General features: G+C 64.2%; 25 protein-coding genes, 1 tRNA gene and 1 pseudogene. 12 read left to right on the top strand and 15 right to left on the bottom strand.

From position 1 onward, the window contains the following. Positions 1-402: pseudogene (locus FHW94_RS21005) on the top strand (hypothetical protein); the annotation flags it as partial. 237 nt (positions 403-639) lie between these two features. Here FHW94_RS21005 and FHW94_RS21000 read toward each other — a convergent pair. Continuing rightward, positions 640-1326 carry a hypothetical protein gene (locus FHW94_RS21000; protein ID WP_168557780.1) on the bottom strand — a complete coding sequence of 229 codons (687 nt, stop codon included), beginning with the start codon at positions 1324-1326 and terminating at the stop codon, positions 640-642. Positions 1327-2190: 864 nt separating this feature from the next. Between FHW94_RS21000 and FHW94_RS20995 the strand changes: the two genes are divergently transcribed. Beyond that, a complete protein-coding gene (locus FHW94_RS20995; protein WP_168557779.1) occupies positions 2191-2826 on the top strand; it encodes a hypothetical protein in 636 nt (211 codons plus the stop codon). 303 nt (positions 2827-3129) lie between these two features. Here FHW94_RS20995 and FHW94_RS20990 read toward each other — a convergent pair whose 3' ends face one another. Beyond that, positions 3130-4032 (bottom strand): LysR substrate-binding domain-containing protein, encoded by a 903-nt coding sequence (locus FHW94_RS20990; protein ID WP_168557778.1) that lies wholly within the window; start codon positions 4030-4032, stop codon positions 3130-3132. Positions 4033-4130: 98 nt separating this feature from the next. Between FHW94_RS20990 and FHW94_RS20985 the strand changes: the two genes are divergently transcribed. From FHW94_RS20985 to FHW94_RS20975, 3 genes are read left to right on the top strand one after another with little or no spacing between them, the layout of a single operon-like run. Beyond that, positions 4131-5276 (top strand): alkene reductase, encoded by a 1146-nt coding sequence (locus tag FHW94_RS20985; RefSeq protein WP_168557777.1) that lies wholly within the window; start codon positions 4131-4133, stop codon positions 5274-5276. A 39-nt stretch (positions 5277-5315) separates the two neighbouring features. After that, positions 5316-6089, top strand: coding sequence for an SDR family oxidoreductase (locus FHW94_RS20980; RefSeq protein ID WP_168557776.1), 774 nt, complete (start codon positions 5316-5318; stop codon positions 6087-6089). A gap of 60 nt (positions 6090-6149) precedes the next feature. Then, positions 6150-6983 carry an oxidoreductase gene (locus FHW94_RS20975; protein WP_210425790.1) on the top strand — a complete coding sequence of 278 codons (834 nt, stop codon included), beginning with the start codon at positions 6150-6152 and terminating at the stop codon, positions 6981-6983. Positions 6984-7273: 290 nt separating this feature from the next. Here FHW94_RS20975 and FHW94_RS23470 read toward each other — a convergent pair whose 3' ends face one another. Both FHW94_RS23470 and FHW94_RS20960 read right to left on the bottom strand, forming a co-directional pair. After that, positions 7274-9451: a transglycosylase SLT domain-containing protein gene (locus FHW94_RS23470; protein WP_246866318.1), complete on the bottom strand. Its 2178-nt coding sequence runs from the start codon at positions 9449-9451 to the stop codon at positions 7274-7276. Positions 9452-9657: 206 nt separating this feature from the next. After that, a tRNA-Ser gene (locus FHW94_RS20960) sits at positions 9658-9747 on the bottom strand. Between the two features lie 162 nt (positions 9748-9909). On the opposite strand from FHW94_RS20960, the gene hspQ reads away from it, so the two are divergent. Beyond that, on the top strand, positions 9910-10302 hold the full coding sequence (gene hspQ, locus FHW94_RS20955; protein WP_168557775.1) for a heat shock protein HspQ: 393 nt from the start codon (positions 9910-9912) through the stop codon (positions 10300-10302). A 69-nt stretch (positions 10303-10371) separates the two neighbouring features. On the opposite strand, the gene FHW94_RS20950 is transcribed toward hspQ, so the two are convergent. Beyond that, positions 10372-11292, bottom strand: a complete 921-nt coding sequence (locus tag FHW94_RS20950; RefSeq protein WP_168557774.1) for an ABC transporter permease — start codon at positions 11290-11292, stop codon at positions 10372-10374. A 91-nt stretch (positions 11293-11383) separates the two neighbouring features. On the opposite strand from FHW94_RS20950, the gene FHW94_RS20945 reads away from it, so the two are divergent. The 4 genes from FHW94_RS20945 to FHW94_RS20930 all read left to right on the top strand — a co-directional run bounded on the left by FHW94_RS20945 (position 11384) and on the right by FHW94_RS20930 (position 14589). Then, the gene (locus FHW94_RS20945; RefSeq protein WP_168557773.1) at positions 11384-12118 is read left to right on the top strand and encodes a GcrA family cell cycle regulator; all 735 of its coding nucleotides are present in this window, start codon (positions 11384-11386) and stop codon (positions 12116-12118) included. A 102-nt stretch (positions 12119-12220) separates the two neighbouring features. Beyond that, entirely contained in the window at positions 12221-13348 is a 1128-nt protein-coding gene (locus FHW94_RS20940; RefSeq protein WP_168557772.1) for a GGDEF domain-containing protein, read from the top strand. 158 nt (positions 13349-13506) lie between these two features. Beyond that, positions 13507-14079, top strand: a complete 573-nt coding sequence (locus FHW94_RS20935) for a hypothetical protein (RefSeq protein ID WP_168557771.1) — start codon at positions 13507-13509, stop codon at positions 14077-14079. A gap of 102 nt (positions 14080-14181) precedes the next feature. After that, entirely contained in the window at positions 14182-14589 is a 408-nt protein-coding gene (locus FHW94_RS20930) for a hypothetical protein (protein ID WP_168557770.1), read from the top strand. A 76-nt stretch (positions 14590-14665) separates the two neighbouring features. Here the strand turns inward: FHW94_RS20930 and pnp are convergent, their stop codons facing one another. From pnp to rbfA, 8 genes are all read right to left on the bottom strand, one after another. Beyond that, on the bottom strand, positions 14666-16984 hold the full coding sequence (pnp, locus tag FHW94_RS20925) for a polyribonucleotide nucleotidyltransferase (protein WP_168557769.1): 2319 nt from the start codon (positions 16982-16984) through the stop codon (positions 14666-14668). A gap of 296 nt (positions 16985-17280) precedes the next feature. Next, positions 17281-17550: a 30S ribosomal protein S15 gene (rpsO, locus tag FHW94_RS20920; RefSeq protein WP_022677134.1), complete on the bottom strand. Its 270-nt coding sequence runs from the start codon at positions 17548-17550 to the stop codon at positions 17281-17283. Between the two features lie 21 nt (positions 17551-17571). Then, positions 17572-18471 carry a tRNA pseudouridine(55) synthase TruB gene (truB, locus tag FHW94_RS20915; protein ID WP_168557768.1) on the bottom strand — a complete coding sequence of 300 codons (900 nt, stop codon included), beginning with the start codon at positions 18469-18471 and terminating at the stop codon, positions 17572-17574. Positions 18472-18515: 44 nt separating this feature from the next. After that, entirely contained in the window at positions 18516-18914 is a 399-nt protein-coding gene (locus FHW94_RS20910) for a DUF6491 family protein (protein WP_168557767.1), read from the bottom strand. Positions 18915-19029: 115 nt separating this feature from the next. After that, positions 19030-19722, bottom strand: a complete 693-nt coding sequence (locus FHW94_RS20905) for a site-2 protease family protein (protein WP_168557766.1) — start codon at positions 19720-19722, stop codon at positions 19030-19032. Beyond that, complete coding sequence (locus FHW94_RS20900) at positions 19719-20267, bottom strand: GNAT family protein (protein WP_168557765.1); 549 nt, start codon at positions 20265-20267, stop codon at positions 19719-19721. The genes FHW94_RS20905 and FHW94_RS20900 overlap by 4 nt, the downstream gene beginning before the upstream one ends. A gap of 10 nt (positions 20268-20277) precedes the next feature. Then, the gene (locus tag FHW94_RS20895) at positions 20278-20880 is read right to left on the bottom strand and encodes a thymidine kinase (RefSeq protein WP_168557764.1); all 603 of its coding nucleotides are present in this window, start codon (positions 20878-20880) and stop codon (positions 20278-20280) included. Between the two features lie 18 nt (positions 20881-20898). Next, entirely contained in the window at positions 20899-21303 is a 405-nt protein-coding gene (rbfA, locus tag FHW94_RS20890; protein ID WP_168557763.1) for a 30S ribosome-binding factor RbfA, read from the bottom strand. A 210-nt stretch (positions 21304-21513) separates the two neighbouring features. On the opposite strand from rbfA, the gene FHW94_RS20885 reads away from it, so the two are divergent. Continuing rightward, the gene (locus tag FHW94_RS20885) at positions 21514-21858 is read left to right on the top strand and encodes an RcnB family protein (protein ID WP_168557762.1); all 345 of its coding nucleotides are present in this window, start codon (positions 21514-21516) and stop codon (positions 21856-21858) included. A 177-nt stretch (positions 21859-22035) separates the two neighbouring features. Further along, positions 22036-22680, top strand: coding sequence for a glutathione S-transferase family protein (locus tag FHW94_RS20880; protein ID WP_168557761.1), 645 nt, complete (start codon positions 22036-22038; stop codon positions 22678-22680). Positions 22681-22689: 9 nt separating this feature from the next. Here the strand turns inward: FHW94_RS20880 and FHW94_RS20875 are convergent, their stop codons facing one another. Next, positions 22690-23064 (bottom strand): hypothetical protein, encoded by a 375-nt coding sequence (locus tag FHW94_RS20875; protein ID WP_246866313.1) that lies wholly within the window; start codon positions 23062-23064, stop codon positions 22690-22692. A gap of 78 nt (positions 23065-23142) precedes the next feature. Continuing rightward, positions 23143-25812, bottom strand: a complete 2670-nt coding sequence (gene infB, locus FHW94_RS20870) for a translation initiation factor IF-2 (RefSeq protein WP_210425789.1) — start codon at positions 25810-25812, stop codon at positions 23143-23145. Between the last annotated feature and the right edge of the window lies 1 nt (position 25813).

Raw genomic sequence — 25813 nt, 5'->3', positions numbered from 1 at the left:
AGAGACCCTCGCCAAACTCGCCAACGGACATCCAGCCAACGCCGTCGGAGAGCTCATGCCCTGGACCGCCGTGGCCTGAGCACATCGCTTACGGTTTATCGGCCAGCCAAGTTGACCCCGGAGCAGCTCAAGCTGGGGTATGACCGCGCCTACCGCCAGTTTTATTCATGGCGCAACATCCTAGAAAGCGCGCTGACACACGACAGCACGAAGCACAGGGTGAAGCATTTCGCCTACGCAGCAGGCTGGAAGAAGTTCGAGCCGCTGTGGGATCTGGCGATCAACGCCAAGCGGCTGGGCACGATGACGCCGGTTCTCGAAGCCGTTCTGTCAAAGGTGACGCGGCATAAAGCGAAACCGCAGCAACCCCTAACCATCGCGCAAAAGCCAGAACTCTCTTGAGCAAATCCGATGTGGAACGCTGTAGTCGTTACTGGTTGTAATCGCTGCAGGATGCGCAAGCCTCAATCCGCCCCAAATTCCGACATTCGCGGGCGCAGGACCGAGAAGCGTTAGCGAGCCTTCGTTCATGATCCCCGCGTCGTTCGATCGATGCCAAGGCGACTAATCGTCGGCTTGGTAGGAGGCAATTTTAGCAGGAGCGGACTGGGTGATCGTACGCCATGAGTCGCTACAGCCTCACCAAATGCGCCGAGCAAAGGCACCGCCGAAGAGCGAAATTGTCAGGGCGGCTAAACCAAGGCCAAGCCACAACAGATCGAAATGAAAGTACCCGCTTTCCCGGGCATCTCGCGGATCTGAAGGTAAGTAATATATTTGCTCCTGTTCTCCGACCTTGAACAGGCCAACACCGCTGATCGACGTCAGCCGATGACTGATGCCGCCCACTTGGTAAGTCAGAACGCCCATTTTACCCTGTCCATCAATCCGATCATCTGGATTGACATAGGTCGCCACGGCTACGAGGCCAACCTGCCGGTAATGCCAATCCTGCTGCAGCCCCGTAACAGCGGCGAACACCGCCCCCGCCCCCCATATTGCGAAAAACACCCGCATCCCAATGAGACTTCGGGATTTTCTAGTACCAGCGGGCGCCTTGAGGTCTCGACCACCATGTTTGATGGTCTGTCGGCCGACGGCATTTACGAAAGCATTCTCATCATGCACGACAATCTCGATAGGCGCTACGCCGCCATATTCGAACTCTATCCTCAGCGCCTTGCGAAAGAAGGTCGTTACTGGGGTAATTGCAGAGACTGCGTCCGTCGGGACCTCAAGATCCAGGCCGTGAATCTCAGGCAAGAACATGAGGTTGAAGGGGAATTGAGGCGTCACGACAAGATGCTTACCGCGCACCACCACCAAGAGGCAGTTGCTAGCGCCACCTATCCTTGACATCAGGCCCCGGAGTGACTTCCCCGAACAGCCCTTCTCAGCAAACTGAGCATCGTCGAGTACTCGGGGGAAAGTCGGCCTCCCTTTAGAACGGCGATGCCATACCGATGCCGTGATTACCGCAGCGATCCATAAAGGCGAGGTCCAGAAAATCCAAGAATTGTCCGCCAATCCGGATACCTCTGCCATATCCAGTTGTTTCCCAGCACGACATTCCACACCAGTGTAATATCTGCAATGGTGTCTTGTCCAAATCGACCGATTTGGGCGATAGGGTGCCTATTGCCCCTCCATCGCACCAACGCAACGCTCAAGTGATTGCCGCCGCGAAAGAAGACGTTGCAGTGCCTGAAGGCCGACCACGAAACCGCTCCTTCGTTCATCTTCTGGGAAGATACGGTGAACTGCGGGTGACAGCGCGGCCGTATGCATCGCCGATCCGCAGCAATGGCGGGGCGATGCTGGCGTGCCCAAGCACTACCGTAAAGCAGCAACGGGCTAAAGTTCGTCCATAGTCACTCTGTATCCCCTTTTTCCGGAGTTCGCGAACGAGGTTGGACCAGTAACCGCGCCAAGGCTCAAGCGCGTCATTGATACACTGTCTTCTGATCACCAGCGGCACGCGTAGCTGGCCCGCTTCCCAACGAGCTTCGGCACTTACACTTACCTTAGGACTCTGCATGGCTACGGTCTGGCGGAGCGTTTTGCCATGGCTATCCAGCAAGCCTGAGCCCCAAGGTGTCATGCCGATGCGTTTGGCGGTCATTCGTACATACCGTACGGGGTTAGGTATGAAACATTGCGGCCCTGCGAATCCCTTCTAATAAGAATATCATGTTGAAGCGCTGGTGGCAGGATCGGAAAGAGCGTCGGAACGAACGGCAACGTCTGGCGCTGCTAGAAGCCGCTCTGGAGGTGCCGGTTGAACTGCGGGATCTGGACCATGTCTACCCCATAATCCTGCCGGGCGAGATTCTGGATCTGGATTGGGTTGGGCCCTGCATTCCCATCAACGAAACGCCCTTTGCGCTTGCCTGGGCAGAAGTGCGCGACGGTAATGCCTGGACCTATGTGAGCTTCGCGATGGCTGATTGGTGGAATGGCAAAGGCCTCGATTGGCAGCGGATGGCATTCCAAAATCTTCGCAACGCCAGCGAGCTCGGCGCAAACGGCGAGAAACTCGACTGCGAAGGGCGCCCTTTCATGAAAGTCATGCTGCAGGCTGACGCCTTTGGGCCTTCGAGGCTGCTGATCCCTGGACTGTTTCAGCACGAATTAGGAGCGGCGTATCAAGTGGCCATCCCAGAGCGCACATGTGCAGTTGCCCATCGCTCAGAGCTGACGGTCAGCGAAGCTTCCGATGTGGAAGGTGTGATCAAGGGTTGCTTTGCGCATGGAACGGAACCCATGTCACCGGAACGATTTCACGCTTCCACATTCTGGAAGCCAGCTATCTTTGGGGGGTGGTGACAGGTTCTACGATTTGCATATGGCATGCGGGAGCGCGGAACTCCGCCCTCATTGCTGACGTTCAGAGGCCCTGGCTGCGGCGTCGGAACCAGTAGTACGTTCACCGCGATCGCAGTGCAGGGGAATGCCGGGGTCTGGGACATAGCGGGCATGAACAAAGGCTTCGGCGAATGGCCGCTTAATCCGGAAGCCGTCGGTTCATCCTAAGTTTAGCTTTTCGTCTTGTGACTGGGCTGTCACGACCTGCCGGTGCCAACCGCAACAGGGTGGCCATTTCCTCGCCCGGCCACCCCTTGCTGACATTTAACGCTGTAGCCAACGAGCAACGTGCGTAGACATGAAGTCAACGAAGACGCGCACCTTTGGCAAGGGGTACTGGCTCGCGGGCCATAGAATGTGCAGCGCCCCGGTTTCCTGGACCATTCCCGGCAAAAGCTCGACGAGCAGCCCCTTTTCCATGCTCGGTCGCACTGCAAAATCGGGCAGATGCGCGATGCCTCTCCCTCGGATCGCAAGTTCAAGAAGTGGCTCCATCATGGTCGCGGTGATGGTCGCATCAGGTAGTGACGCTTCGCCATTCGCGAGAGCTGGCCAAGGTAGCAGCCGCCCGGTTTCCGCGAGGCGCTGGCGTAAACAGGCGTGGCCCGCCAGATCCGCAAGGGATTCCGGCACGCCTGATCGCTCGACGTATCCTGGGGACGCCACGAAGCTCCATCCGAACTCTCCAAGTTTTCGATGCCGCAAACGGCTATCGGCTGGCGCGCCAGAACGAATAACCGCGTCGAAACCCTCGTCGATCACGTCGACGAACCGATCGTTGATGTCGAGATCGAGTTGGATGTTCGGATAGGCCTCGTGGAACGCGGTGATCACCGGCAGCAACAGCGTTGGCTCGACCGGGAGGCCGATTTTCAACCGTCCTTGCGGCGCAGCGCGGGCATTGGAAACTTCCGCCTGGGCGGCTTCGATCTCGCTGAGGATACGACGGCAGCGATCCAGGACCAGCGTCCCTTCGTCGGTGATCGCGATCGATCGCGTCGACCGATGGAATAGCTGAACCGATAGCTGCTCTTCGAGCTTCTGGATGGCCTTGCCGATCGCGGAAGGTGTCAGCCCCATCGTCTGACCGGCGAGTTTGAAGCTCCGCTTCTCCGCCGCCAGCACAAAAGCCTGAATGGCGGCGATGCTTTCGACCTGGACACGCATGGTAGAATTATATTCTCTTTTGAACAGAATTATAGCCGTTTTTCATATCATGCTGGAGGCCATAAATTGCGAGCATCACCAATCGCGAGGCGCGCATTATGGAAGCCCTTTTCAAACCTTTCGACCTGTCCGGCCTGAAGCTGCCGAACCGCGTCTTCATGGCACCACTGACCCGCTCGCGCGGTCCCGACGATGCCGCCACGGATCTTGTCGCGCTCTACTACACCCAACGTGCGACTGCTGGCCTGATCGTGTCGGAAGGATCGCCGATTTCACAGGAGGGCCAAGGATATTTCCACAATCCCGGCATCTTCACGCCCGAACAGATAGCCGGATGGCGGCGGGTCACGGACTCGGTTCACGCAGTCGACGGTCGCATGTTCATCCAGCTCTGGCATGTCGGGCGCATAGCCCACACCTCGAACCAGCCCTATGGTCGCGCCCCAGTCAGTTCGACCGATCGGGTGGCTGAAGGCGCGATGGCGTTCGGCCGCGGCGATGACGGGACGATCGGCTTTGTCCCGGCATCCTGCCCCCGCGCACTAAAAACTGACGAAGTGGCGCGCGTTGTCGAGGACTTTGCAGTTGCAGCACGCAATGCGATGGCTGCGGGCTTCGATGGGATCGAACTTCACGCGGCAAACGGCTACCTGTTCGATCAGTTTCTTAACCCGAATATCAACGACCGGACGGATCGCTACTCGGCCGCGACGATCGAAGGGCGGATGCGCTTCACCCTTGAAGTCGTCGATGCCGTCAGCGCGGCGATCGGCGCGCACCGTGTCGGCATCCGACTTACGCCTTATGGGGTCATCGGTTCGGTGCCGATGTTCGATGACGCGGAAGAAACCTACGTCGCTCTGGGCAAAGCCCTGGGTGAACGTGGGATCGCCTACTTTCACGTGATGGATCAGACGGGGTTCTTCAACACCCCCGCCGGCCAGAAGCCGACAAGCGAGCTCATCAAGGAATTGCTCATCAAATGGCGCGTGGTCGCGCCGCATACGGCAATCCTGCTCGACGGTGGAATGACGAAGTCCCGGGCGAACGAGCTTATCACCAACGGCGTCATCGACCTTGCCGGCTTCGGCCAGCCGTTCATCGCCAATCCCGATCTGGTCGCCCGTTTGCGTCACGACTGGCCGCTCAACCAGCCTGATCGCGCGACATATTATGAGGGCGGCGCCCATGGATATGTCGATTACCCCCCATACCGCCCCGCCGACGAGCGCGTTGCGGCCTGACGCCATTAACGCACCTCCCAAGCGAAGAAGGATCAACGCATGCCCCAATATTCCGAACTTAAGGGCAAAGTTGCCCTCGTAACCGGCGCTGGTTCGGGCATCGGCAGGACGACCGCCCTGGCGTTCGCACGACAAGGCGCGCAGGTCGTCGTCTCGGATGTCAACCCCGACGCGGGCGAGGAAACCGTCAAGCTCATTCGCGATGCAGGCGGCGTAGCGATCTTTGTCAAGACCGATGTGAGCAAGGAGGGCGAGGTGCAGGCCCTTGTCAGCCAGACCGTGACAGAATTCGCGCGGCTTGACATCGCCTTCAACAATGCGGGCCTGACGCAAAATTCGGCGCCACTCGCGGAGCAGCCTTCCGGCACCTACGACGAGATTTTCGACGTAACCGCGCGCGGCGTATGGCTGTCGATGCGTGCTCAGATCGGCCAGATGCTCAGGCAAGGCGGTGGCACGATCGTCAACATGGGATCGATGTCGGCCGTCGTCGGCATCCCCGGCCTTACGACCTATGCAGGCTCCAAACATGCCGTCCTCGGCCTCACGCGGGGCGCTGCGCTGGACTATGCGAAACAGGGCATCCGCATCAACGCAGTCGGCCCGGGGACGATCGACACCCCGATGATCGACCGCTTTGTGGAGCTGGCAGGATCGGACAGCATCATGGAGCCGATCCGGGCCGCGCATCCGATCGGTCGCACCGGCAAGCCGGAGGAAGTCGCGGAAGCCGTGCTATGGCTCGCCTCTGACGCATCGAGCTTTGTCGTGGGTCACATCCTCATGGTGGATGGCGGCTACTCGATCAAATGACACCACCTTTCCGGCTGCCCCTTTGTGGGGTAGCCGGGGAGCCTTCAACGGAATTTCATTATGCAGACATGGTTTATCACCGGTGCAAGCCGTGGCTTTGGCCTGGAAATGGCCCGCGCTGCGCTGGCCGCCGGTCACAAGGTAATCGCGACGGCCAGGATTCGCCGGCACATTGTCGATGCCCTGCAAGGCGATCATGAGCGGCTTTTTGCGCTGACGCTTGATGTCACGCAGCCCGCGTCGATCGAGGCTGCGGTGCGCGATGCGGTCGAGCGTTTCGGCAGGATCGATGTGCTGGTGAACAATGCCGGCTACGGTCAGCTCGGGGCATTCGAGGAAGTGTCCCGCGATCAGCTCGTCCGCCAGTTCGACACGAACGTGTTCGGGGTGTTTGATGTGACCCGTGCGGTTTTGCCGATCATGCGACGCCAGCGAGCAGGCCACATCATCACCATTTCCTCGATCGCCGGCATGAGCGGGGGCGCGGGATCATCCATCTACTGCGCGAGCAAGCATGCGGTCAGCGGCTGGTCCGAGGCTCTGGCGGAGGAACTGGCGCTGTTCGGGATCAAGGTCACTTGCGTCTATCCGGGCCGCTTCCGCACGGATTTCCTTGATCGCAGCTCTGTCCGATACGGTGACATTAAGATTGCGGACTACGCCGCCTTTTCGACCGCACGCATTGAAGCGCTCGACGCTAACAATCACCTTCAGGCCGGTGATCCGCAAAAGTTCGCATTGGCGATCATCGACCTGGCCTCAAATAAGGCGCCGCCGGTCTGGCTAGCGGGCGGTTCGGAAGGCTATCGCGTTTTCATGGCGAAGGCCAACGCGCTACGCGACAACGCCGAGCGCTGGAAGGAGGTAGCCACCTCGCTTGATGTACAGGGCTGACAGCCGCTAGGGAAGGCTTTCGGTAAACGCAGACGTTTCAGACGGAAGATGGGCAGGTGGTAATCTGGTCGACACTTGCCAGTTTCAGCGCCACGCGACTCGCCGCTGGGTCCGCCGCGATTCCGGTCGTTCACTGTCCTGTCCATTACCGTCTGAAGTGCCCCTTCATTCATCGAACCGCTTCGGGTGAATTTTGCGGCGTCTCATCGCGCCAATCAGCTGACCGAAAATGCGACCGGCATCACGCCGGCGATCGGCGCCCCCGGCACGAACCTGTGCCATCCGCACCATCATGGCCGGCCTTTCCGCAGTTCGCGTGGAAACAGACTGTCGCGCGGCGGCACCCGAAGCGCGTCAACGCTGGCGGGATACGTCGACCGGTCCGTTCCGCCAAGCGGCCGGGGCGAAGAGAACAGTGGGACGGCACGCCAGTCTGGCATTGCCGCGTGCTCGTCCTGCGCCGCCGGCACAGTGGTGCCGAGATCCCCCGACAAGGCGAGCCGAGCGGACAGCCGGGCCACATAGCGCAGGGTCTCGGCAGGCAAGGGGCGAAGGCCGCGACGATAGGCGTCGTAGCGGGTCGGCCCGGCGTTGTAGGCCGCCAGAAAGCCGGGACGGCCATAGCGATCGCGCAGCACCCGGACATAAGCCGCGCCGGCCAGGATATTGGCTCGCGGTGCGAAGGGATCCTCGCCCAATCCATAAGTGCGGGACAGCGCGCGCCAGGTGTCCGGCATGAGTTGCATCAAGCCCATCGCACCGGCCGGCGACACGGCCGCAGGATCGCCACCGCTTTCAGCAGCGAGGATCGCGGCCAGCCAGGTTTCGGGCACGGCGAACCGCGCGGCGGCTTCGGCGACAAGCGGCGCCCAGGGCGACCGGTCCGGCGGTGCCGCTGGGGACAAGCCAGTCAGCGGTTTTGCCTGGGCCACTGCGGTCGGCGAGGCCAGGCCGCAAACCAGCAGCCGCGCCGGCATCACCGTGATGCTGCGCACGACGCAGCGCATGCCGCTGGACCGCCCTGCCCAATACCAAACCAGGCCACGCCGCCCATTGCCGGCGCGGCACTGCCGACAAGGCATCGGCGCGAACCGGGCAGGATGGGCCCGATCGTCGGCGCCGGTGGGCCATGGACCACGCTCACCCTGCGCGCAAACCGATGCCAGCGCGCTCGGCGACCACCAGGCACGGCCTGCCGACCTTTGCGAGAAAAGACCAGGAGGGATCATAGCTGCGTCCTTGGCATGAGAGACAGAGACGACGGCGCGAACTGGCACGGGCGAAGCCAGCGCCTGCTGGACAGTTGCCACATGCTGCGCGGGCACGGCCGCGATACGGGCCGGAGGCAGGCAATGGTCCGCCCAGAGTTGCATCAGCCCACGCCGCTTGCGGAAAAAGTCCGTGCGCAAGTAGGCTGCCTTGGTCTTGTTGCCGATGGAATGCGCGAGGCAAGCTTTGGCCACCTCATCGGCAGTGTCGGTTTCATCGGCAACCCAGTCGCGAAAGCTCGAGCGAAAGCCATGGACCGTCACAGGGATGTCCATGCCGCGCACCAGTTCGAGCAACGCCATATCCGTCAAGGCCGCACCCGAAATCGGTCCTGGAAAGATATACATGCTGTCGTCGATCGCCAGTTGCCTGGCACGACGCAGCACGTCGGCGGCCTGGCGCGAAAGCGGCACGATATGCTCCACACCCATCTTCATGCGCTCGGCCGGAATGGTCCAGATCGTCAGATCATCGTCCACTTCCGACCAGAGCGCATGCCGGACCTCGCCCGAACGGACCGTGGTCAGGATAAGCAATTCAAGGGCCAGCGCGCCGGCGCTGCTCGGCTTGGCACGCAGGGTCTCCAGAAAGGCCGGAACCTCGAAATGGGGCAGCGCGGCAAAATGCCCCTTGCGCTTGGGCTGGCGCGGCAAGCCGCGCGCGAGTGAGCGCATCGGCGCTTCGCTGTCACGCAACCCCTTGGCATAGCACCAGTCCAGCACCGCACCGATCCGTTGCCGCACCCGGCGCGCGGTTTCGGGAATATCCAGCCAGATTTCGGCCAAGACATCGCGGATCATCGGCCCATCGATCTTGTCGACCGTGCGCTTGCCCAGCTTGGGAAAGGCATAAAGTTCCAGCGTTTTGATCCACTGCTGCTGGTGCTTGCCGTTTTTCCAGCCCTTGCACATCTCGGCATGGGCCCGTCGGGCTGCCTCCTCGAACCGAGGGATCACTTTCTTGGCCTTGCGCCGCTCCTCGGCCGGATCGCCACCTTTCGCAACCTGCGCGCGCAGGGCGGCCGCTTCGAGCCGGGCGGCCTTCAGCGAGATGTGCCGAGCATCGCCGATGGTAATGTCGTTGCGTGTACGGTGGATCTGGATCCGCAACATCCACTTCCTGCCACCGGCAGGCGAAATGCGCAGATACAACCCCTCGCCATCAGCATAGCGACCAGGTTCGCTTAACGCGTTGACCATGGAGTTGGTGAGCTTTCCCATGCCCGGAATCTATCACTGGAAGGTCCGATTTCAAACCGACCGTCCCTGCGCTAGCCCACACTCTAGCCCACACTTCGCACTTCAACGGCTCGCCCAGCGAAAATAGGCGGTTTCAAAAAACGCTTATTTTTCCGTGCCTTGAGTCGTATTTTAGGGTAGCCCGGCGGGCTGCCGGAGGGGGCACATGGCGGAGAGGGTGGGATTCGAACCCACGGTACGGTTGCCCGTACACCGCATTTCGAGTGCGGCGCATTCGACCACTCTGCCACCTCTCCATGAAGTGCCGTGTGAAGGCGGCGCTGGCGCCGCCCCGGTCGAGGACCGCGCCACTAGCGCACGATTCCGGGCTTGCCAAGAGGAAACAGGAGTTATCCCCAGGCGCATATTCCCCAAAAGCCTTGCTTGTTTCGCACCTGCCGCAAACCTATATTCACCCCATGTCGATCTTTGCCGAAAATACCAGTTACTTTTCGCCCCAGGCCGGCCGCCAGATTTCCGTTCCGGCGGTAAGCGAGGCACGCTTTGCGATCGGGGATGTGGTGCGCCACCGCCTGTTCGGATTTCGCGGCGTGGTCTTCGATATCGACCCGGTCTTTGCCAACAGCGAGGAATGGTACGAATCCATTCCCGAAGACATGCGACCGATGCGCGAGCAGCCCTTCTACCACCTGCTCGCCGAGAACGACGAGAGCAGCTACGTCGCCTATGTCAGCCAGCAGAACCTGGCGGCCGATGCGGAAGCCGGGCCGGTCGACCATCCCTCGCTGCGCGAGATGTTCGAAGGCTTTACCGACGGGCGCTATCGGCTAAGGCGCAGCCTGTCGCACTGATCTGCGCGGTACACGAAAAAGGGCGCCTTTCCCATGGGAACGGCGCCCTTTTTCGTATCCGTGAAAATTTCAGGCCTTGAGCTTCCAGCCCGAGCGCAGCAGGCCATAGACAATAAGGCCCAGCACCAGGTTGAGCACGCCCAGGCCGATCGCGCCGTGCAGCACGGCCATGTTGCTGCTGCCGATGTCGCTCTGCCCCAGGAAGCCATAGCGGAAGCCCGAGATCACGTAGAAGATCGGGTTCATCCGGCTCACGGTCTGGAACGCCGGCGCGAGCCGGTCGATCACGTAGAACGTGCCCGACAGCATCGACATCGGGGTGATGATGAAATTGGTCACCGCCGCGTTGTGATCGAACTTTTCCGCCCAAAGCGAGGTGGCAACCCCGATGAGCGAGAGCAGGATCGCGCCCATCAGGCCGAACCATACCACCGCCCAGGGGTGCCGCACCACGAGCGAGACGCCCGGCCAGAACATCATCGCAGCCGCCACGGCCAGGCCCACCAGGATCGCCCGCGTCACCGCCGCGCCGACCATGGCCGCCAGCAGTTCGCCTTCGGAAATCGGCGGCATCAGGTAATCGATGATGGTGCCCTGGATCTTGCCGCCCAGCAGGCCAAAGCTGGCATTGGCAAAGGCATTGTTGATCATGCCCATGGCGATCAGGCCCGGGGCCACGAAGCTGGCGAAGGGCACGCCCAGCACCACGCGGCCGCCACCACCCAGCGCGAGCGTGAAAATCATCAGGTAGAGCAGCGTGGTTACGGCCGGGGCCCAGATCGTCTGGGTCTGCACCTTGAAGAACCGCCGCACCTCCTTCATATAGAGGGTCCAGAGCCCGACACTATTGAAGCTGCGGAAAATCGGCTGTCCGGGCGGCGGGAAACCGGCTAGATGCCCATAGGCATGACCGGCGGCGGCGCCTGCAAAGGTGTTGCCGGCGTCAAGCGGTTTCGTTTCTCCGGTGGGAGACGGGAATTGATTGGCCATGGGCTGCGCGGTATCGCGCGCACGGGCCGATGGCAAGACAATGAAAGGGCAAGGGGCAATCCCCTTGGCCCATGCAAAGGTTTTCGAACGGATGAGCTGGACCGACGAGCGGATCGAGAAACTGACCAAGATGTGGGAAGGCGGAGCCACCGCCAGCCAGATCGCCGAGGAACTTGGCGGGGTCAGCCGCAACGCCGTGATCGGCAAGGCCCACAGGCTGGGGCTGAAGGCGCGGCCTTCCCCGGTCAAGGCCAACGACAAGACCGAGGCGACCGCCGCGGCGCCCAAGCCGGCCAAGCCGACTGCACCCGCAGCGGCGCCAGCGCCGGTGGAAGCGCGTCCGGCAGCGCCCAAGCCTGCCCCGGCGCCCGCGCCGGTGGAAGCGCGCCCGGCCCCGGCCGCCCCGGTGGCCCGCCCTGCCCCGGCAGCCCCCGCCGCCCCGGCGCCTGCCAGCGCTGCGCCGGCGACGGACGCACCCACCCCGCCTGCACCGCGCGTGGTTTCGGTCGGCCCTGGCGGCTTCCTGCGCCAAGGCCCTGGCGACCAGCAAGCGCCGATCCCGCCCGCGCCGCCGCGCCGCCTAGTGCCCGCACGCCCGAGCCCGGAAATCGCCGACAAGACCAGCTTGCTCGATCTCAACGATCGCATCTGCCGCTGGCCGATGGGGCACCCGGGCGAGCCGGACTTCCATTTCTGCGGCGAAAAGGTGAACCCTGGCTTCCCTTACTGCGTGGAACACTGCGGCCGCGCCTATCAGGCGCAGTTGCCGCGTGGCCATCGCCGCCCGCCCCCGCCGATGCCGTTTGGCGGCCCGCGCGTGCGCTGATCCACGGGGCCTGGCATAGCCGCCGGGCCCCGTCGTACCATTGCCGAAAATAACGCAAGGCCGCGCCCTTAACCGGGACGCGGCCTTGTCGTTCTGGCGCGCATGGCCAAGCAAGACCGGTGGGCAGAGAGCCCTTTCCAGCGCCTGTGGCACAGGCTGGGCCTTGGCCCTGAACCGCACGCGTCTGCCGACGTGGCCGGCGTGGCCGAAACGCTTGCGGCGCGCCGGGCGCTGCTGGCGCGCCTCGCCGCGCTATTGATCGATCACGACCTGCCGATCACACCGTTCACCCTGGTCATGGCGCACGATTGCGTGACCGGGGCCAATCCGCGCTTGGCCGAACTGCTGATTCAGCGGATCGGTGCCGGCCTGCCGGTGGACCTTGCCTGGCTGGAGCAAGCCCTGCGCCATCCCGCGCAAGACCTGGCGGCCGAACAGCTCGTCACGCTACTGTGCCATGTGCGCGAAAGCCTGACCGCCTTCGATCGCAGCACCCATGGCGCCATGCAGGCGAGCGGCGATTTTGCCGATAGCCTGCAAGCGCACCTGGGAGAAATGGCCAAGGCGGGCGCCGACAAGGCGCTGGTGCGCAGCCTGGCCGAAGCGACGCGCGCCATGCTGGCGCAGGCAGGCCAGTTGCATGCCGAGCTGGCCGCCAGCCGTAAGCGTACGGCCGAACTGCAGAGCACCCTGGAACAAGTGCAGCGGGTGGCCGATGAGGATCACCTGACCGGCTTGGCCAACCGGCGCGCGTTCGAACGCCAGTTCGCCCAGGCGCTGGAGACAGCCCGCGCCACAGCCGCGCCGCTGTGCCTGGGCGTGGTCGACATCGACCATTTCAAGCGGATCAACGATCGGCACGGCCACACTGCCGGCGACCGCGTGCTCAAGGTGGTGGCAGAAACCCTGGGCGTGCTGCGCGAGGCCGGCTGCATCGTGGGCCGGATCGGTGGGGAGGAATTCGGCGTGCTGTTTCCTGGCCGCAGCCCTGGCCAGGCCTTGGCGCTGCTCAATTCCGCGCGCGCCAGGATGGCGGAACGCCGCCTCATCAATCGCACCACCGACGTGCCGTTCGGGCCAGTGACGTTTTCAGGTGGTATCGCCGATGCCATTGCCTGTGGCGACCTGGAAAGCGCGCTGACCGCCGCGGACGGGGCGCTCTACGCTGCCAAGGGCGGCGGCCGCAATCGCGTGATGCTGACCGACCGCGCGTGGCCAGTGACCAGATAGCCAATCGCGTCGCGATCACGCCGATCTGGCGCGATATGTATTTGTTGCCCAAGGCCTGTGATGGCACCCTGCCGATCGAAGGGAGCGCGTCCGTGCCTTATCCAAACCCATGGTTCAAGTTCTGCGCCTCAGTCTCGGTTGCCCTTCTGGCTTGGGCCGTGCCTCAGACAGGTTTGGCCAAGGAGGCGTTCGATCGGCAGGGCTATGAGGCGGCCATTGCCCGCGCCCAGAGCGGTGCTGCCGACGTGGACTATCTGTTCCTGCGCCAACAGGCCGCGATCAGCCACCACTATGCCTTTCCGCGCTGGGACGATCTGCCCAAGGCAGATGCCGCGCTCGACAGCGCACCCGCGCGGAGCCTCGCGCTGGCGCAGGCACGGCTCAAGGACGTGTGGGTCGACATGTTTGCCCATGCCGTGGCGCGCATGGCGTTGATCAAGCTGGGCCGCACGGCGGAGGCGGCGCAGGAAAAGACCATCATCGATGGCCTGATCCGCTCGATCATGGGCGGCCATTCCGGCAAGAGCGCGCAGGATGCGTTCAACGCGGTGACCATCGACGAGGAATATGCGTTCCTGGCCCTGGGTGGGATGAAGACCACGCGGCAGGCGCTGTCCAATGTCGAGGGCCACAATTTCGACGTCATGACGGTCAAGAGCGCGCAGGATAGCGGCGAGGAATTGACCTTGTGGTTCAATATCGATTCCTTCTTCGGGAAGGAATTCCAATAGCTTGGCCAAAGCGAGGCGTGCGCCTTCATCGTGACCGCCACTCTTTTGCAAACGGGAAAATCTGCTAGGCTCGCATCGGGATCGAAAGGCACGGAGATTGCCATGAAGATCCTGTTGTCCGTGCTTGCTTTTGCCCCGATCGCCGCCCACGCCGCGCCACGGCTGGACGAGGCCTGCAGCGGTTCGGAAACCTTGCAGGTCGGCACCCAGGCGCCGCGCACCCTGCCCTATGCGCTGACCTTTCATGCTGACCTCTTGGCCGGCACCTATTGCTATGACCGCTGCACCGCGAATGAAACCTATCCCATCGCGCAGCGCCATGCCGTGCCGATCAGGCTCGCCGATGTCTCCTGGCCGAGCCAGCAACGACGGATCACGTTCGATCCGCGAACCGGCATGCTTGCGGATCACCAGGTGATGACGCTGGGCGTCATGGGACGGATAGAGCGCGATGCCCACGCCAAGTGCACGCCCGCCAGCCCGCTTGCGGTGCCGGCTATCAAACCCTGACGCAGCGTCCTCATACAAGAAAGGCCCGCACCGGGTGGGTGCGAGCCTTCCTTGTTGCCATCAGGCTGGCTTGTCCTCAGTCGTCAGACTTGAGGAACGCCGGCATGTGATCGGGGGCCGGGCCTTCGTCACGGTCGCGACGCGGGCGGTCGCCACCTTCGCGGCGGGGGCCACGGTCGCCATCGCGGCGCGGACCGCGATCGCTGCGGGGGCCACGACGATCGCCGCCCCGGTCACCGCGATCGCCGCCACGGTCACCGCGCGGTTCACGCGGTTCGCGCGCCGGGCGGGTGTCTTCCAGCGCTTCGCCGGTTTCCTGGTCCACCACGCGCATCGACAGGCGCACCTTGCCACGGTTGTCGATCTCGAGGACCTTGACCTTGACTTCCTGGCCTTCCTTGACGACGTCGCCCGGCTTTTCCACGCGCTCGTTCTTCATTTCCGACACGTGGACGAGGCCGTCCTTGCCACCCATGAAGTTCACGAAAGCGCCGAAATCGACGATGTTCACAACCTTGCCGTTGTAAACCTTGCCCACTTCGGGTTCTTCGACGATGCCGAGGATCCAAGCCTTGGCCGCTTCGATCTGCGCGATATCCGAAGACGAGATCTTGATCAGGCCTTCGTCGTCGATGTCCACCTTGGCGCCGGTTTCCGCGACGATTTCGCGGATGACCTTGCCGCCGGTGCCGATCACTTCACGGATCTTCGACTTGTCGATCTGGATCGTTTCGATGCGCGGGGCATGGGCCGACAGTTCGGTGCGGGCAGTGCCCAGCGCCTTGGTCATTTCACCCAGGATGTGCGCGCGGCCTTCCTTGGCCTGGGCCAGGGCCTTGCGCATGATTTCCTCGGTGATCCCGGCGATCTTGATGTCCATCTGCAGCGAGGTGATGCCTTCGCTGGTGCCGGCCACCTTGAAGTCCATGTCGCCCAGGTGGTCTTCGTCACCCAGGATGTCCGACAGGACGGCAAAGTCCTTGCCTTCCAGGATCAGGCCCATGGCGATGCCCGAAACCGGGCGCGCGATGGGAACGCCGGCGTCCATCATCGACAAGCAGCCGCCGCACACCGTGGCCATCGACGAGGAGCCGTTGGATTCGGTAATGTCGGAGAGCACGCGGATCGTGTAGGGGAACTCGTCCTTGGTGGGCAGCACGGGGTTGAGCGCGCGCCAGGCGAGCTTGCCATGGCCCACTTCACGACGACCCGGAGCGCCGAAGCGGCCCACTTCACCCACCGAATAGGGGGGGAAGTTGTAGTGCAGCATGAAGCGCTGGTAGGTCAGCCCGTCGAGACCGTCGATCATCTGCTCCGCATCCTTGGTGCCAAGGGTGGTGGTGCAGATGGCCTGGGTTTCGCCACGGGTGAACAGCGACGAGCCATGGGTGCGCGGCAGGAAGCCGACGATCGATTCGATCGGGCGGACCTGCGTGACCGTGCGGCCGTCGATACGCTGGCCGTCCTTGAGGATGGCGCCGCGCACGATTTCCGCTTCCAGCTTCTTGAGCGTCTTGATCGCAACCATCTGCGTCTGCGGGGTTTCATCCGCAAACAGCGTCTTGGCCTTGGCGCGCACTTCGTTCAGGGCGTTGGAGCGGGCCGACTTGTCGGTCAGGCGATAGGCAGCGGCGATATCGGCGCCGACGCCCTTCTTGAGCTTCGCCTTGATGTCGGCCGTGTTGTCCGACAGGTCGATTTCCCAAGGATCCTTGGCAGCCTTTTCGGCCAGCTCGATGATCGCACCGACGACCTTGCGGCTTTCCTGGTGGGCAAAGACCACCGCGCCGAGCATTTCTTCCTCGGTCAGTTCCTTGGCTTCCGATTCCACCATCATCACGGCGGTGTCGGTAGCGGCAACGACCAGGTCGAGGCGGCCGCTGGCAGCTTCAGACAGCGACGGGTTGAGCTGGTATTCGCCATCCTTGAAGCCGACGCGCGCGGCGCCGATCGGGCCCATGAAGGGAACGCCCGAGATGGTCAGCGCGGCCGAAGCGGCGATGATCGCGACGATATCGGGTTCGGTCTCGCCGTCATAGCTCAGCACCTGGGCGATGACGTTGACTTCGTTGTAGAAGCCTTCGGGGAACAGCGGGCGCACCGGACGGTCGATCAGGCGCGAAACCAGCGTTTCCTTTTCGGTGGCGCCGCGTTCACGCTTGAAGAAGCCACCGGGGATGCGGCCGGCGGCCGAAAACTTTTCCTGATAGTGCACGGTGAGCGGGAAGAAGTCCTGGCCTTCCTTCACCGACTTGGCGGCGGTCACGGCGCAAAGCACCACGGTTTCGCCATAAGTGGCCAGCACCGCGCCATCAGCCTGGCGTGCGATACGGCCGGTTTCCAGGGTGAGGGTCTTTCCGCCCCACTCCAGCGATACGGTCTTGACGTCGAACATGAATTTTCCTTCGGCCCGCAGGCCCTATTGCCGGCGGGATTTGCTGCCGGGGATACCGTCCCGGTCCGGTCTGGGGCTTGGCCCCACAGAGCCCGCGCCGAATTGCGCAAGGCCCCTTTGCCTTACCATGGATTGCAGGGATGCCGAATGCCTTTTGCATCGGCTCGCAGCCCATCCTGGTCGATCCACCGTGACGGAGGATCAAATACAAAACCGCCCGCCTGGGGCGGCCGCCGCCAGCCTTGCTGGCGGACCTTGAAACAAAACGGCCCGCCGGGGGCGGGCCGTCTGTGAACTTACTTACGCAGACCAAGCTTCTGGATCAGCGCGTTGTAGCGATCGACATCCTTCTTCTTCAGGTAGTCGAGCAGCGAACGACGCTTGTTCACCATCTGCAGAAGGCCACGACGCGAATGGTTGTCCTTGTGGTGGCCCTTGAAGTGTTCGGTGAGGTTGACGATCCGCTCGGTGAGGATGGCCACCTGAACTTCGGGCGAACCGGTATCACCGGCGGCGCGCGCGTTGTCCTGGATGATTTCCTGCTTCTTTTCCGGGGTCACCGACATAAGTATTCACTCCGCGACATGCTATAGATTGAAACCCCGTTCAACGCGCAAGGCGCCGCCTGCCAGCATGACCAGCGCGACCGGCTTGCCGCCGCATCGCGCCCACCACAGCCCGTCAGGAAAGGGCAACCCCGATAGAACGCGGCCCTGGCGGACCGCCCCGGCCTGTTCGGGGTTGAGGTCAAGAGCCGGGATGTCGACCAGCCCTGCCTCCACAGGCAAGATCACGTTCTCAAGGGGCGCGCCTTGGCCCCATTCGTTCAATTTGTCCAGCGAAATCGCCTGATCGAGCGTGAACGGCCCGGCTTTCAACCGGCGCAGCATGGTCACATGGCCGCGCGTGCCCAGCGCCAGGGCCAAGTCGCGCGCCAGGCTGCGGATATAGGTGCCTTTGGAAACATCGGCCTCCAGCGTCGCGCTGTCGAGCGCATCTGCGCGGCCGGTGGTTTCCAGCACGCGCAAGGCGTGGATCGTGACGTTGCGCGCCGCCAGTTCCACCGTTTCGCCCGCGCGGGCCAGGTCATAGGCGCGCTGGCCATCCACCTTGAGCGCGGAATAGGCCGGCGGCACTTGCACGATCGGGCCGGTAAACGCGGCGAGCGCGGCATCGAGCGCAGCGCGCGCAGGGCGCACCGGGCTTTCGCCGATCACCGCGCCTTCCAGGTCGAGCGTGTCGGTTTCCGCGCCGAACACCACGGTAAAGGCATAGGTCTTGCTAGCGTCGAGCATCCGCCCGCACAGCTTGGTCGCCTCGCCCAGCGCGATCGGCAGCACGCCGGTGGCCAGCGGATCGAGCGTGCCGCCATGGCCCACCTTGGCCTTGCCCAAGCCGCGCGTGCGGGCATTGCGCTTTACCGCCGCCACGCCCTGGGTGGAGCCCAGGGTCAGCGGCTTGTCGAGAATGATCCAGCCATCTGCCATGGGCCTGCCCCCTAGGGGGCAAAGCCGACCGGCGCAAGCAAGGCTCAGGCGGCGGGCCTGCTGCTTGCAGTGTGCGCGGCCTTGGGCGCCACGCGCGAGGGCGGACCATCCACCTTGACCAGGCTTTGCACCGGATAGCTGTGCCCGCGCACCAGCACGCTGGCAAAGCGATCGAAGGTATCGGTGCCGCGCCCATCAAACCCGATCGTTTCCACGAAAGGCAGGTCGAATGCCGGCGCCATCAGCGTGGCGCGGTACCACTGGCGGTGCTGGTCCTGCACGTACAGGGTGCTGTCACCTTGCGCGCGCCAATCCTGGATGCCGCCATGGTTGACGAAGGGGATCGAGGCTTCGGCCGTTGCCGGGGCCGGCGCGGTGGGCGCCTGGGCGAGTGCCGGCGCGGCTGCCAGGGCCAGCGCGGCGAACAGTGCGTTGCGGATCATCAGATCTGCTCCATGCGTAAAATCATGCTTGTGACATGGGAAGCCCGCCGCCCGCATCAAGCGCGGCGCGACAAATCGCGACCAAGCTGAAATTCCATTCAGCCCGAAACGGTATTCAAGCGAGCGGCCGCCCGGCCACCAGGCCGGCCAGGGCGAGATAGCGATCCGCTAACCAATTCACCGGCGGATCGATCACGGTGCGCAACGGATCGATAGCGGGAAACAACCAGGGCAGCCCGATCAGCAGCAACAGGATCACCGGAAAGCCAAGCGGCCGCAGCCGGGCATAGCCGCGCGCCAGCCGTTCGGGCAGCAACCCTTCGACAATGTGCGAGCCATCGAACGGCGGCAGCGGGATCAGGTTGAAGCAGGCGAGAAACAGGTTGATCGCCAGGAAATTGACCAGGTTGGCGGCGACGAACTGCGCCACGGCGCCCGGCCCGGTGACAAACCGGGCGAGCACGCCGATGGCCAGCGCGGCCACCACCGCCAGGGCGAAATTCATCGCCGGCCCGGCTGCGCCCACCAGCATCATCGCCCGGCGTGGCCGGGGCAGCCCGCGCACGTCCACCGGCACCGGCCGCGCCCAGCCAAACACCGGCGCATGGGCCAGCGCCAGCATGCCCGGCAGGATCACCGTGCCCACCGGATCGACATGGCGCAGCGGATTGAAACTCAGCCGCCCCATATCCTTGGCGGTGCGATCGCCCAGCAGCAGCGCCATGCGGCCGTGGGCCACTTCGTGAAACACGATGGCCACGATCATCGGCACCGCCAGGGTGGCGACGGTATAAAGCGTCTCGTTCATCCCCGTGCCTCTTCCCATTCCTGTCGCAGCAGCGAAAACAGCACGGTATCGCGCACCCGCCCGGTCCAGGTGCGGCGCTCGTGGCGCATCACCCCTTCGGTCTGTGCGCCCAACTTGCGCACCGCCGCCTGGCTGCGGGCGTTCACCTGATCGACCTTGAACACCACGCGCTCCAGCCCGCAGGCAAAGGCGTGGTCGAGCATTAGGCGCTTGAGCCGGCGATTGAAGCCCGTGCCGCGCAGCGCCGGCACGATGAAGCTGTTGCCGATCTCGATCGACCAGCCCGGCGCGCCATGTTCGAGCCAGCCCGTCATGCCCGCCACCCCGCCATCGGCCAGCACGGCATAGACCCGCCGCTGCGGCGCGCTGGTCAGCAGGCGATCGAACTGCACATCGAAATCGCCACCCAGATAGTTGTGCGGATAGACCGCCCAGATCTCCGTATCCTGCGCGCAGGCCGCGCGCAGCCCCTCGCGATGGCGCTCCGCCAGCGGCTCCAACGCCAGGTTGCCCTCGGCCAGGGGCACATAAAGTTCGTCGCTCATTGGCCAAAGCTCATAGGCGTTCATCCGGGCGCATGGCCGCGCTGAAATGGGCGCGACACAGGGAAAGATAGCGTTCGTTGCCGCCGATTTCGGTCTGCGCACCCTCGCGCACCGGGTGGCCGGCGGCATCGACGCGCAAGTTCATCGTCGCCTTGCGCCCGCAGTGGCACACGGCCTTCAATTCCACCAGGCTGTCGGCCAGGCCCAGCAGCGCGGCCGAACCTTCGAACAGGTCCCCGCGGAAATCGGTGCGCAGGCCATAGCACAACACCGGCACCCCGGCACGGTCGGCCAGATCAGCCAGTTGCCAAACCTGCGCGCGTGTCAGGAACTGGGCTTCGTCCACCAGCACGCACGCCAGCGGCACCTGTGCCAATTGCGTGCTCACCGCCTGCCACAGGTCGGTGTCGGGCAAAAAACGATGCGCGTCGGCATGAAGACCCACGCGGCTGGCGATGGCCCGCCCCGGTCCGAGATGCTCTGCCCGGTCGTCAAGCGCAGCGGTCCACAGCATGGTGGCCATGCCACGCTCATGATAGTTGAACGCGGCCTGGAGCAGGTTGGTGGATTTGCCGGCATTCATGCTGGCATAATAGAAATAGAGCTTGGCCATGGCGCCGCCCGCGGGCGCTCAGCCCTCCGCCTCGCCCGAGAGATCGCGCTGCACCCTCGGATCGGACAGCAACGCGTCGATCCGGCTCGCCTCGTCAAAGCTTTCGTCGCCCAGGAACTTGATCCGTGCGGCATATTTCAGCTTGAGCCGGCCGGCCACTTCCTTCTGGAAATAGGCAGTGTGCGTGCGCAGCGCCTTGAGCACGATATCCTCGTCCTCGCCCAGCAGCGGCTTGATGAAAACGGTGGCGTGGCGCAGATCGGGTGACATGCGCACTTCCGTTACCGAAACGGTGTGGGCAGACAGCACATCGTCGTGCACGAGTTGGCGCGTGAGCAGTTCGGAAAGCACGTGGCGCACCTGCTCCCCCACCTTGAGCAGGCGGACGGAGCGTTGTTCGGGAGAGGCATTCTGTCGGTTCATCGCCGGCCTATATGGGGCATTGGCCACGATTGCGCCAGAACCTGTGCACGATTGCCGGTGAAGATTTTATGCCAAGGCGGCACGGCCAGCCCCCGCGCCATGTCTCCCAGCGTTACAAAGCGGATACAAAATCAGACATTTGTTTCGGGAGCCGCAACCACGTTGCGGGGTTAAGGCAGAGTGCTTCCGGCATGACATGAAAGGACCGTCATGAACAAGCTTTCCTCTGCCCTGATCGCGCTTGCGATCACCCTGCCCGCCGCAACGCCGGCCCTGGCCCAGCACCGCGACGATCGCCACGACGACCGCCGTGGCCCCGCCGCCCATGGTCCGGCCCGCCCCGGCCCCAACCGCATGCAGGCCGGCAATCCGTTCCGCAAGGGCCAGCGCTTTGAAGCGCGCCGCGCGCCGAACTACCGCGTGGTGGACTATCGCCAGTATCGCCGTCTCGGCCCGCCGCCGCGCGGCTATCACTGGGTGCGCTCGGGCAATGACGCGCTGCTGGTCGCCATCGGCACCGGCGTGATCGCCTCGGTGATCGCCAACAACTTCTGATCGCTCCCCCGATCGGAATAAGAAGGGGCGGCCTTGCAAGGGGCCGCCCTTTTTGCTTGCCCGAAGGCGCAAAAACCCGCCGCCGGGCAAGCGCCACGCACGCCTGGCCCAACCATTCGGCTATCGCGGCAGCGGACCGGCTGGATCGGACGGACGATTGGTGCGATGCTGCCTGGCATGGAACCGATCGTCACGGCCTTTGCCAATTCGCCCGATCGCGGCCGGGGCCTGGCGCGCGACATGGCGGTGCGCTGGGCGCTGGAAGAAGTGGGGCAGCCCCATGCCGTGCACCGGCTGACTTTCGCCGAGCTCAAGGCGCCCGAGCACCTGGCGCGCAATCCGTTCGGCCAGATCCCGACCTATGAGCAAAACGGGCTGGTCCTGTTCGAATCCGCCGCCATCGTGCTGCATATTGCCGAACGCCATGGCGGGCTGCTGCCGGCCGAGCCGCAGGCCCGGGCCCGCGCGATCACCTGGCTGTTCGCGGCCGTTGCCACGGTGGAGCCGCCGATCGTGGAGCGCAGCATGGCCCTGCTGCTGGAGGCGGACAAGCCCTGGCATGCCGAGCGCCTGGCCATGCTCGACGCGCGGGTGGCGGCGCGCCTGGCGCAGCTCGCCCACCATCTGGGCGAGAAGACCTGGCTCGACGGCGCGTTCTCCGCTGCCGATCTGGTGATGGTTGCCGTGCTGCGCCGCCTTTCGGGCTCCGGCCTGCTCGATGCCCAAGCCCCCCTCGCCGCCTATGTCGCGCGGGGCGAGCAACGCCCGGCCTTCGTCCGCGCCTTTGCCGCCCAGCAAGCCGTGGCGCAACGCAACGCGTGAAGGTGGCGGTTACTGGAAATGCGCGAGATTGGCGAACCCGTCGTTCGCCTTGGCCTGCTTGATCAGCTTGCGCAGGCAGGCGCGCACCTCGCGCTCGAAACGCCTGTCATCGTTCACCCCGGCCAGAAGATAATCGTCCTTGGCCAATTGCGTGGTCAGGAATGCAACGAAGCTGGCCTGGTCTTCCACGCTGGGGCTGCGGCGGGCCATGCCGCAGACATAGCCCTCGGCGGCGGCCTTGTCGTAGTCGTCGCGGTAGTCGCGGCCCTTGCGATCGGCATAGATCTGCTCCTGCGCGGCCGCCGCCATGCGGCTTTCCAGCCAAGTGCGCACTTGCGCCGGGTTCCATTCCGCCCCGCCTGCAATATCCCTTGCTTTAGCCAACCGCCTGCTCCCGTCTGCCAAACGAAAGGGCGGCCTTTCCAACAGGAAAAGCCGCCCTCTTGATAACCGATCCGAAGATCAGAGCGTGCGTTCGCGCTCTTCCACTTCGAACACTTCCAGCATGTCGCCAGCCTTGATGTCGTTGGTGTCGTGCAACACCACACCGCATTCCAGCCCGGCGCGCACTTCGGCCACGTCGTCCTTGAAGCGACGGAGCGACGCGATGGTCGTCTTGGAAACGATGACATCGTTGCGGGTAAGACGGGCGTGGATGCCCTTGCGGATATAGCCTTCCAGCACCAGCAGGCCTGCGGCCTTGTCCTTCTTGCCGGCGGGGAACACTTCCTTGACCTCGGCACGGCCGACCACGGTTTCGATGCGTTCCGGACCCAGCTCGCCCGCCATTTCCTTGGCGATGTCGTCGGTCAGCTGGTAGATCACGTCGAAGTACTTCATCCGCACCTTGTTGCGCTCGATCAGCTCGCGCGCCTTGGCGTTGGGACGGACGTTGAAGCCCACGATCGGGGCGCCCGATGCCTGGGCCAGGCCCACGTCGCTCTCGGTAATCGCACCCACGCCCGATTGCAGGATGCGGACCTTGATCTCGTCGGTCGACAAGCGGTTGAGCGCATTGACGATCGCTTCGGTCGAGCCCTGCACGTCGGCCTTGATCACCACCGGGTATTCGATGACGGTCTGCTTGGCAGCCAGCGCCGAGAACATGTTCTCGATGCTTGCCGGAGCCACGGCGGTGCGCTTGGCCGTCGCCTTTTCCTGGCGATAGGCGGCCACTTCGCGGGCGCGGGCTTCGTTTTCCACCACGGTGAGCGTGTCACCGGCCATCGGCACGCCGCCGATGCCCAGCACTTCGACCGGCAGCGAAGGCGGCGCAGACTTCACCTGGCGGCCCTTGTCATCCAGCATGGCGCGCACGCGGCCAGACTGGGTGCCAACCACCAGGATGTCACCCACATGCAGCGTGCCGCGGTTGATCAGTACGGTGGCGAGCGGACCCTTGCCCTTGTCAAGCTTGGCCTCGATCACGGTCGCCTCGGCGGCGCGATCGGGGTTGGAACGCAGTTCCATCAGTTCGGCCTGGAGCAGGATCTTCTCGATCAGCGTGTCGAGCCCGGCGCCGGTCTTGGAGGAAACTTCCACGTCCTGCACGTCGCCCGACATGTCTTCCACGATCACTTCGTGCTCGAGCAGGCGCTCGCGGATCTTCTGCGGGTTCGCCTCGGGCTTGTCGGCCTTGGTGATCGCCACGATCATCGGCACGCCGGCCGCCTTGGTGTGGTTGATGGCCTCGATCGTCTGCGGCATGATGCCGTCATCGGCCGCCACCACCAGGATGACGATGTCGGTGACGTTGGCACCGCGCATGCGCATCTCGGTAAAGGCTTCGTGGCCCGGCGTGTCGAGGAAGGTGATGTAGTCACCGCCCTTGGTCTTGATCTGATAGGCGCCGATGTGCTGCGTGATGCCGCCGGCTTCGCCGCGCACCACGTCGGTGCCGCGCAGCGCGTCGAGCAGGCTGGTCTTGCCATGATCGACGTGGCCCATGATCGCCACCACCGGGGGACGCGGCTTGAGCGACGCCTCGGCATCGATGTCCGAAGCGGTGTCGATGTCGACGTCGCTTTCGTTCACGCGCTGGATGTTGTGGCCAAATTCGGTGACGAGCAGTTCGGCGGTGTCCTGGTCGATGGTCTGGTTGATGGTGACCATCATGCCCATCTTGAACAGCGCCTTGATCAGGTCCGCAGCCTTTTCCGCCATGCGGTTGGCCAGGTCCTGCACGGTGATCGCCTCGGGCACGACCACGTCGCGCACCTGCTTTTCACGCTGCTGGGTCTGCCCGGCAAAGTGCGCACGACGTTCCTTTTCGCGGGCACGCTTGAGCGCGGCGAGCGAGCGGGCGCGGGCGCCTTCGTCTTCGTTGAGCGCGCGCGTCACGGTCAGCTTGCCCGCCTGGCGGCGGTCGTTGGCGTTCTTGTCGCGCGGGGCATGGGCCGGCTTCTTGGCCGGTTCGGGGCGCTTGGGCGCCACAACCGGGGTGAAGCGACGCGGTGCGGGCACGGCGGCCTGCGCCGGAGCAGCAGCAGCCGGCTTGGCCGCAGCCGGAGCGGCAGCCGCCACGGGCGCAGCGGCCGGGCGGGCCGATTCTTCGGCCGGGGCAGATGCCTCCGGCTCGGCAGCGGGCGCAGCGGCAGCAGCGGCAGGCTCGGGCGCCGACGGCGCAGCGGCCGGGGCGGGTTCGGCAACCGGCGCAGCCGGGGCAGGCTCAACCTCGCCGGCTTCCTGCGCGGCAGCAGCCTTGGCAGCCGCTTCCTTTTCCTCGGCGCGGCGGCGCTCGTCCTCGATCGCGCGCAGGCGTTCTTCCTGCTCGCGGCGGTTGGCCGCTTCCAGCGAAGCAAGGCGGGCTTCCTCGGCCTGGCGCAGCAGGCGGGCCTGCAGTTCCTGGCGCGTTTCGCGCGATGCGGTGGGCGAGACCGGCGGCGGGGGCGGCGGCACGACCGGGGCGCGGGCTGCAGGCGCAGCCGGACGCGGCGCCGCGGCAGGGGCGACGGCTGCCGGCGCAGCGGCTGCGGGCTGCCCGCCGGGCACCAGCTTGCGGCGCTTGACCTCGACCACCACCTTGTTGGTGCGACCATGGCTGAAGGTCTGCTTGACCTCTCCGGCCTCAACTGCGGTCTTCAGGCCCAGTGGCCTGCGGCCCAGTGTCGGCTTCTTGTCGCTATCGCTCATC

It is taken from the genome of Novosphingobium sp. SG720 (assembly GCF_012275365.1).
Classification (GTDB): domain Bacteria; phylum Pseudomonadota; class Alphaproteobacteria; order Sphingomonadales; family Sphingomonadaceae; genus Novosphingobium; species Novosphingobium rhizosphaerae.
This window is presented reverse-complemented; position numbering and strand designations above follow the sequence as displayed.

Bases quoted from the DNA above. Each gene is read 5' to 3' on its own strand.
- FHW94_RS20995 (WP_168557779.1), top strand. From the start codon at position 2,191: ATGTTGAAGCGCTGGTGGCAGGATCGGAAAGAGCGTCGGAACGAACGG.
- FHW94_RS20990 (WP_168557778.1), bottom strand. From the start codon at position 4,032: ATGCGTGTCCAGGTCGAAAGCATCGCCGCCATTCAGGCTTTTGTGCTG.
- FHW94_RS20985 (WP_168557777.1), top strand. From the start codon at position 4,131: ATGGAAGCCCTTTTCAAACCTTTCGACCTGTCCGGCCTGAAGCTGCCG.
- FHW94_RS20980 (WP_168557776.1), top strand. From the start codon at position 5,316: ATGCCCCAATATTCCGAACTTAAGGGCAAAGTTGCCCTCGTAACCGGC.
- FHW94_RS20975 (WP_210425790.1), top strand. From the start codon at position 6,150: ATGCAGACATGGTTTATCACCGGTGCAAGCCGTGGCTTTGGCCTGGAA.
- FHW94_RS23470 (WP_246866318.1), bottom strand. From the start codon at position 9,451: ATGGTCAACGCGTTAAGCGAACCTGGTCGCTATGCTGATGGCGAGGGG.
- hspQ (WP_168557775.1), top strand. From the start codon at position 9,910: ATGTCGATCTTTGCCGAAAATACCAGTTACTTTTCGCCCCAGGCCGGC.
- FHW94_RS20950 (WP_168557774.1), bottom strand. From the start codon at position 11,292: ATGGCCAATCAATTCCCGTCTCCCACCGGAGAAACGAAACCGCTTGAC.
- FHW94_RS20945 (WP_168557773.1), top strand. From the start codon at position 11,384: ATGAGCTGGACCGACGAGCGGATCGAGAAACTGACCAAGATGTGGGAA.
- FHW94_RS20940 (WP_168557772.1), top strand. From the start codon at position 12,221: ATGGCCAAGCAAGACCGGTGGGCAGAGAGCCCTTTCCAGCGCCTGTGG.
- FHW94_RS20930 (WP_168557770.1), top strand. From the start codon at position 14,182: ATGAAGATCCTGTTGTCCGTGCTTGCTTTTGCCCCGATCGCCGCCCAC.
- pnp (WP_168557769.1), bottom strand. From the start codon at position 16,984: ATGTTCGACGTCAAGACCGTATCGCTGGAGTGGGGCGGAAAGACCCTC.
- rpsO (WP_022677134.1), bottom strand. From the start codon at position 17,550: ATGTCGGTGACCCCGGAAAAGAAGCAGGAAATCATCCAGGACAACGCG.
- truB (WP_168557768.1), bottom strand. From the start codon at position 18,471: ATGGCAGATGGCTGGATCATTCTCGACAAGCCGCTGACCCTGGGCTCC.
- FHW94_RS20910 (WP_168557767.1), bottom strand. From the start codon at position 18,914: ATGATCCGCAACGCACTGTTCGCCGCGCTGGCCCTGGCAGCCGCGCCG.
- FHW94_RS20905 (WP_168557766.1), bottom strand. From the start codon at position 19,722: ATGAACGAGACGCTTTATACCGTCGCCACCCTGGCGGTGCCGATGATC.
- FHW94_RS20900 (WP_168557765.1), bottom strand. From the start codon at position 20,267: ATGAGCGACGAACTTTATGTGCCCCTGGCCGAGGGCAACCTGGCGTTG.
- FHW94_RS20895 (WP_168557764.1), bottom strand. From the start codon at position 20,880: ATGGCCAAGCTCTATTTCTATTATGCCAGCATGAATGCCGGCAAATCC.
- rbfA (WP_168557763.1), bottom strand. From the start codon at position 21,303: ATGAACCGACAGAATGCCTCTCCCGAACAACGCTCCGTCCGCCTGCTC.
- FHW94_RS20885 (WP_168557762.1), top strand. From the start codon at position 21,514: ATGAACAAGCTTTCCTCTGCCCTGATCGCGCTTGCGATCACCCTGCCC.
- FHW94_RS20880 (WP_168557761.1), top strand. From the start codon at position 22,036: ATGGAACCGATCGTCACGGCCTTTGCCAATTCGCCCGATCGCGGCCGG.
- infB (WP_210425789.1), bottom strand. From the start codon at position 25,812: ATGAGCGATAGCGACAAGAAGCCGACACTGGGCCGCAGGCCACTGGGC.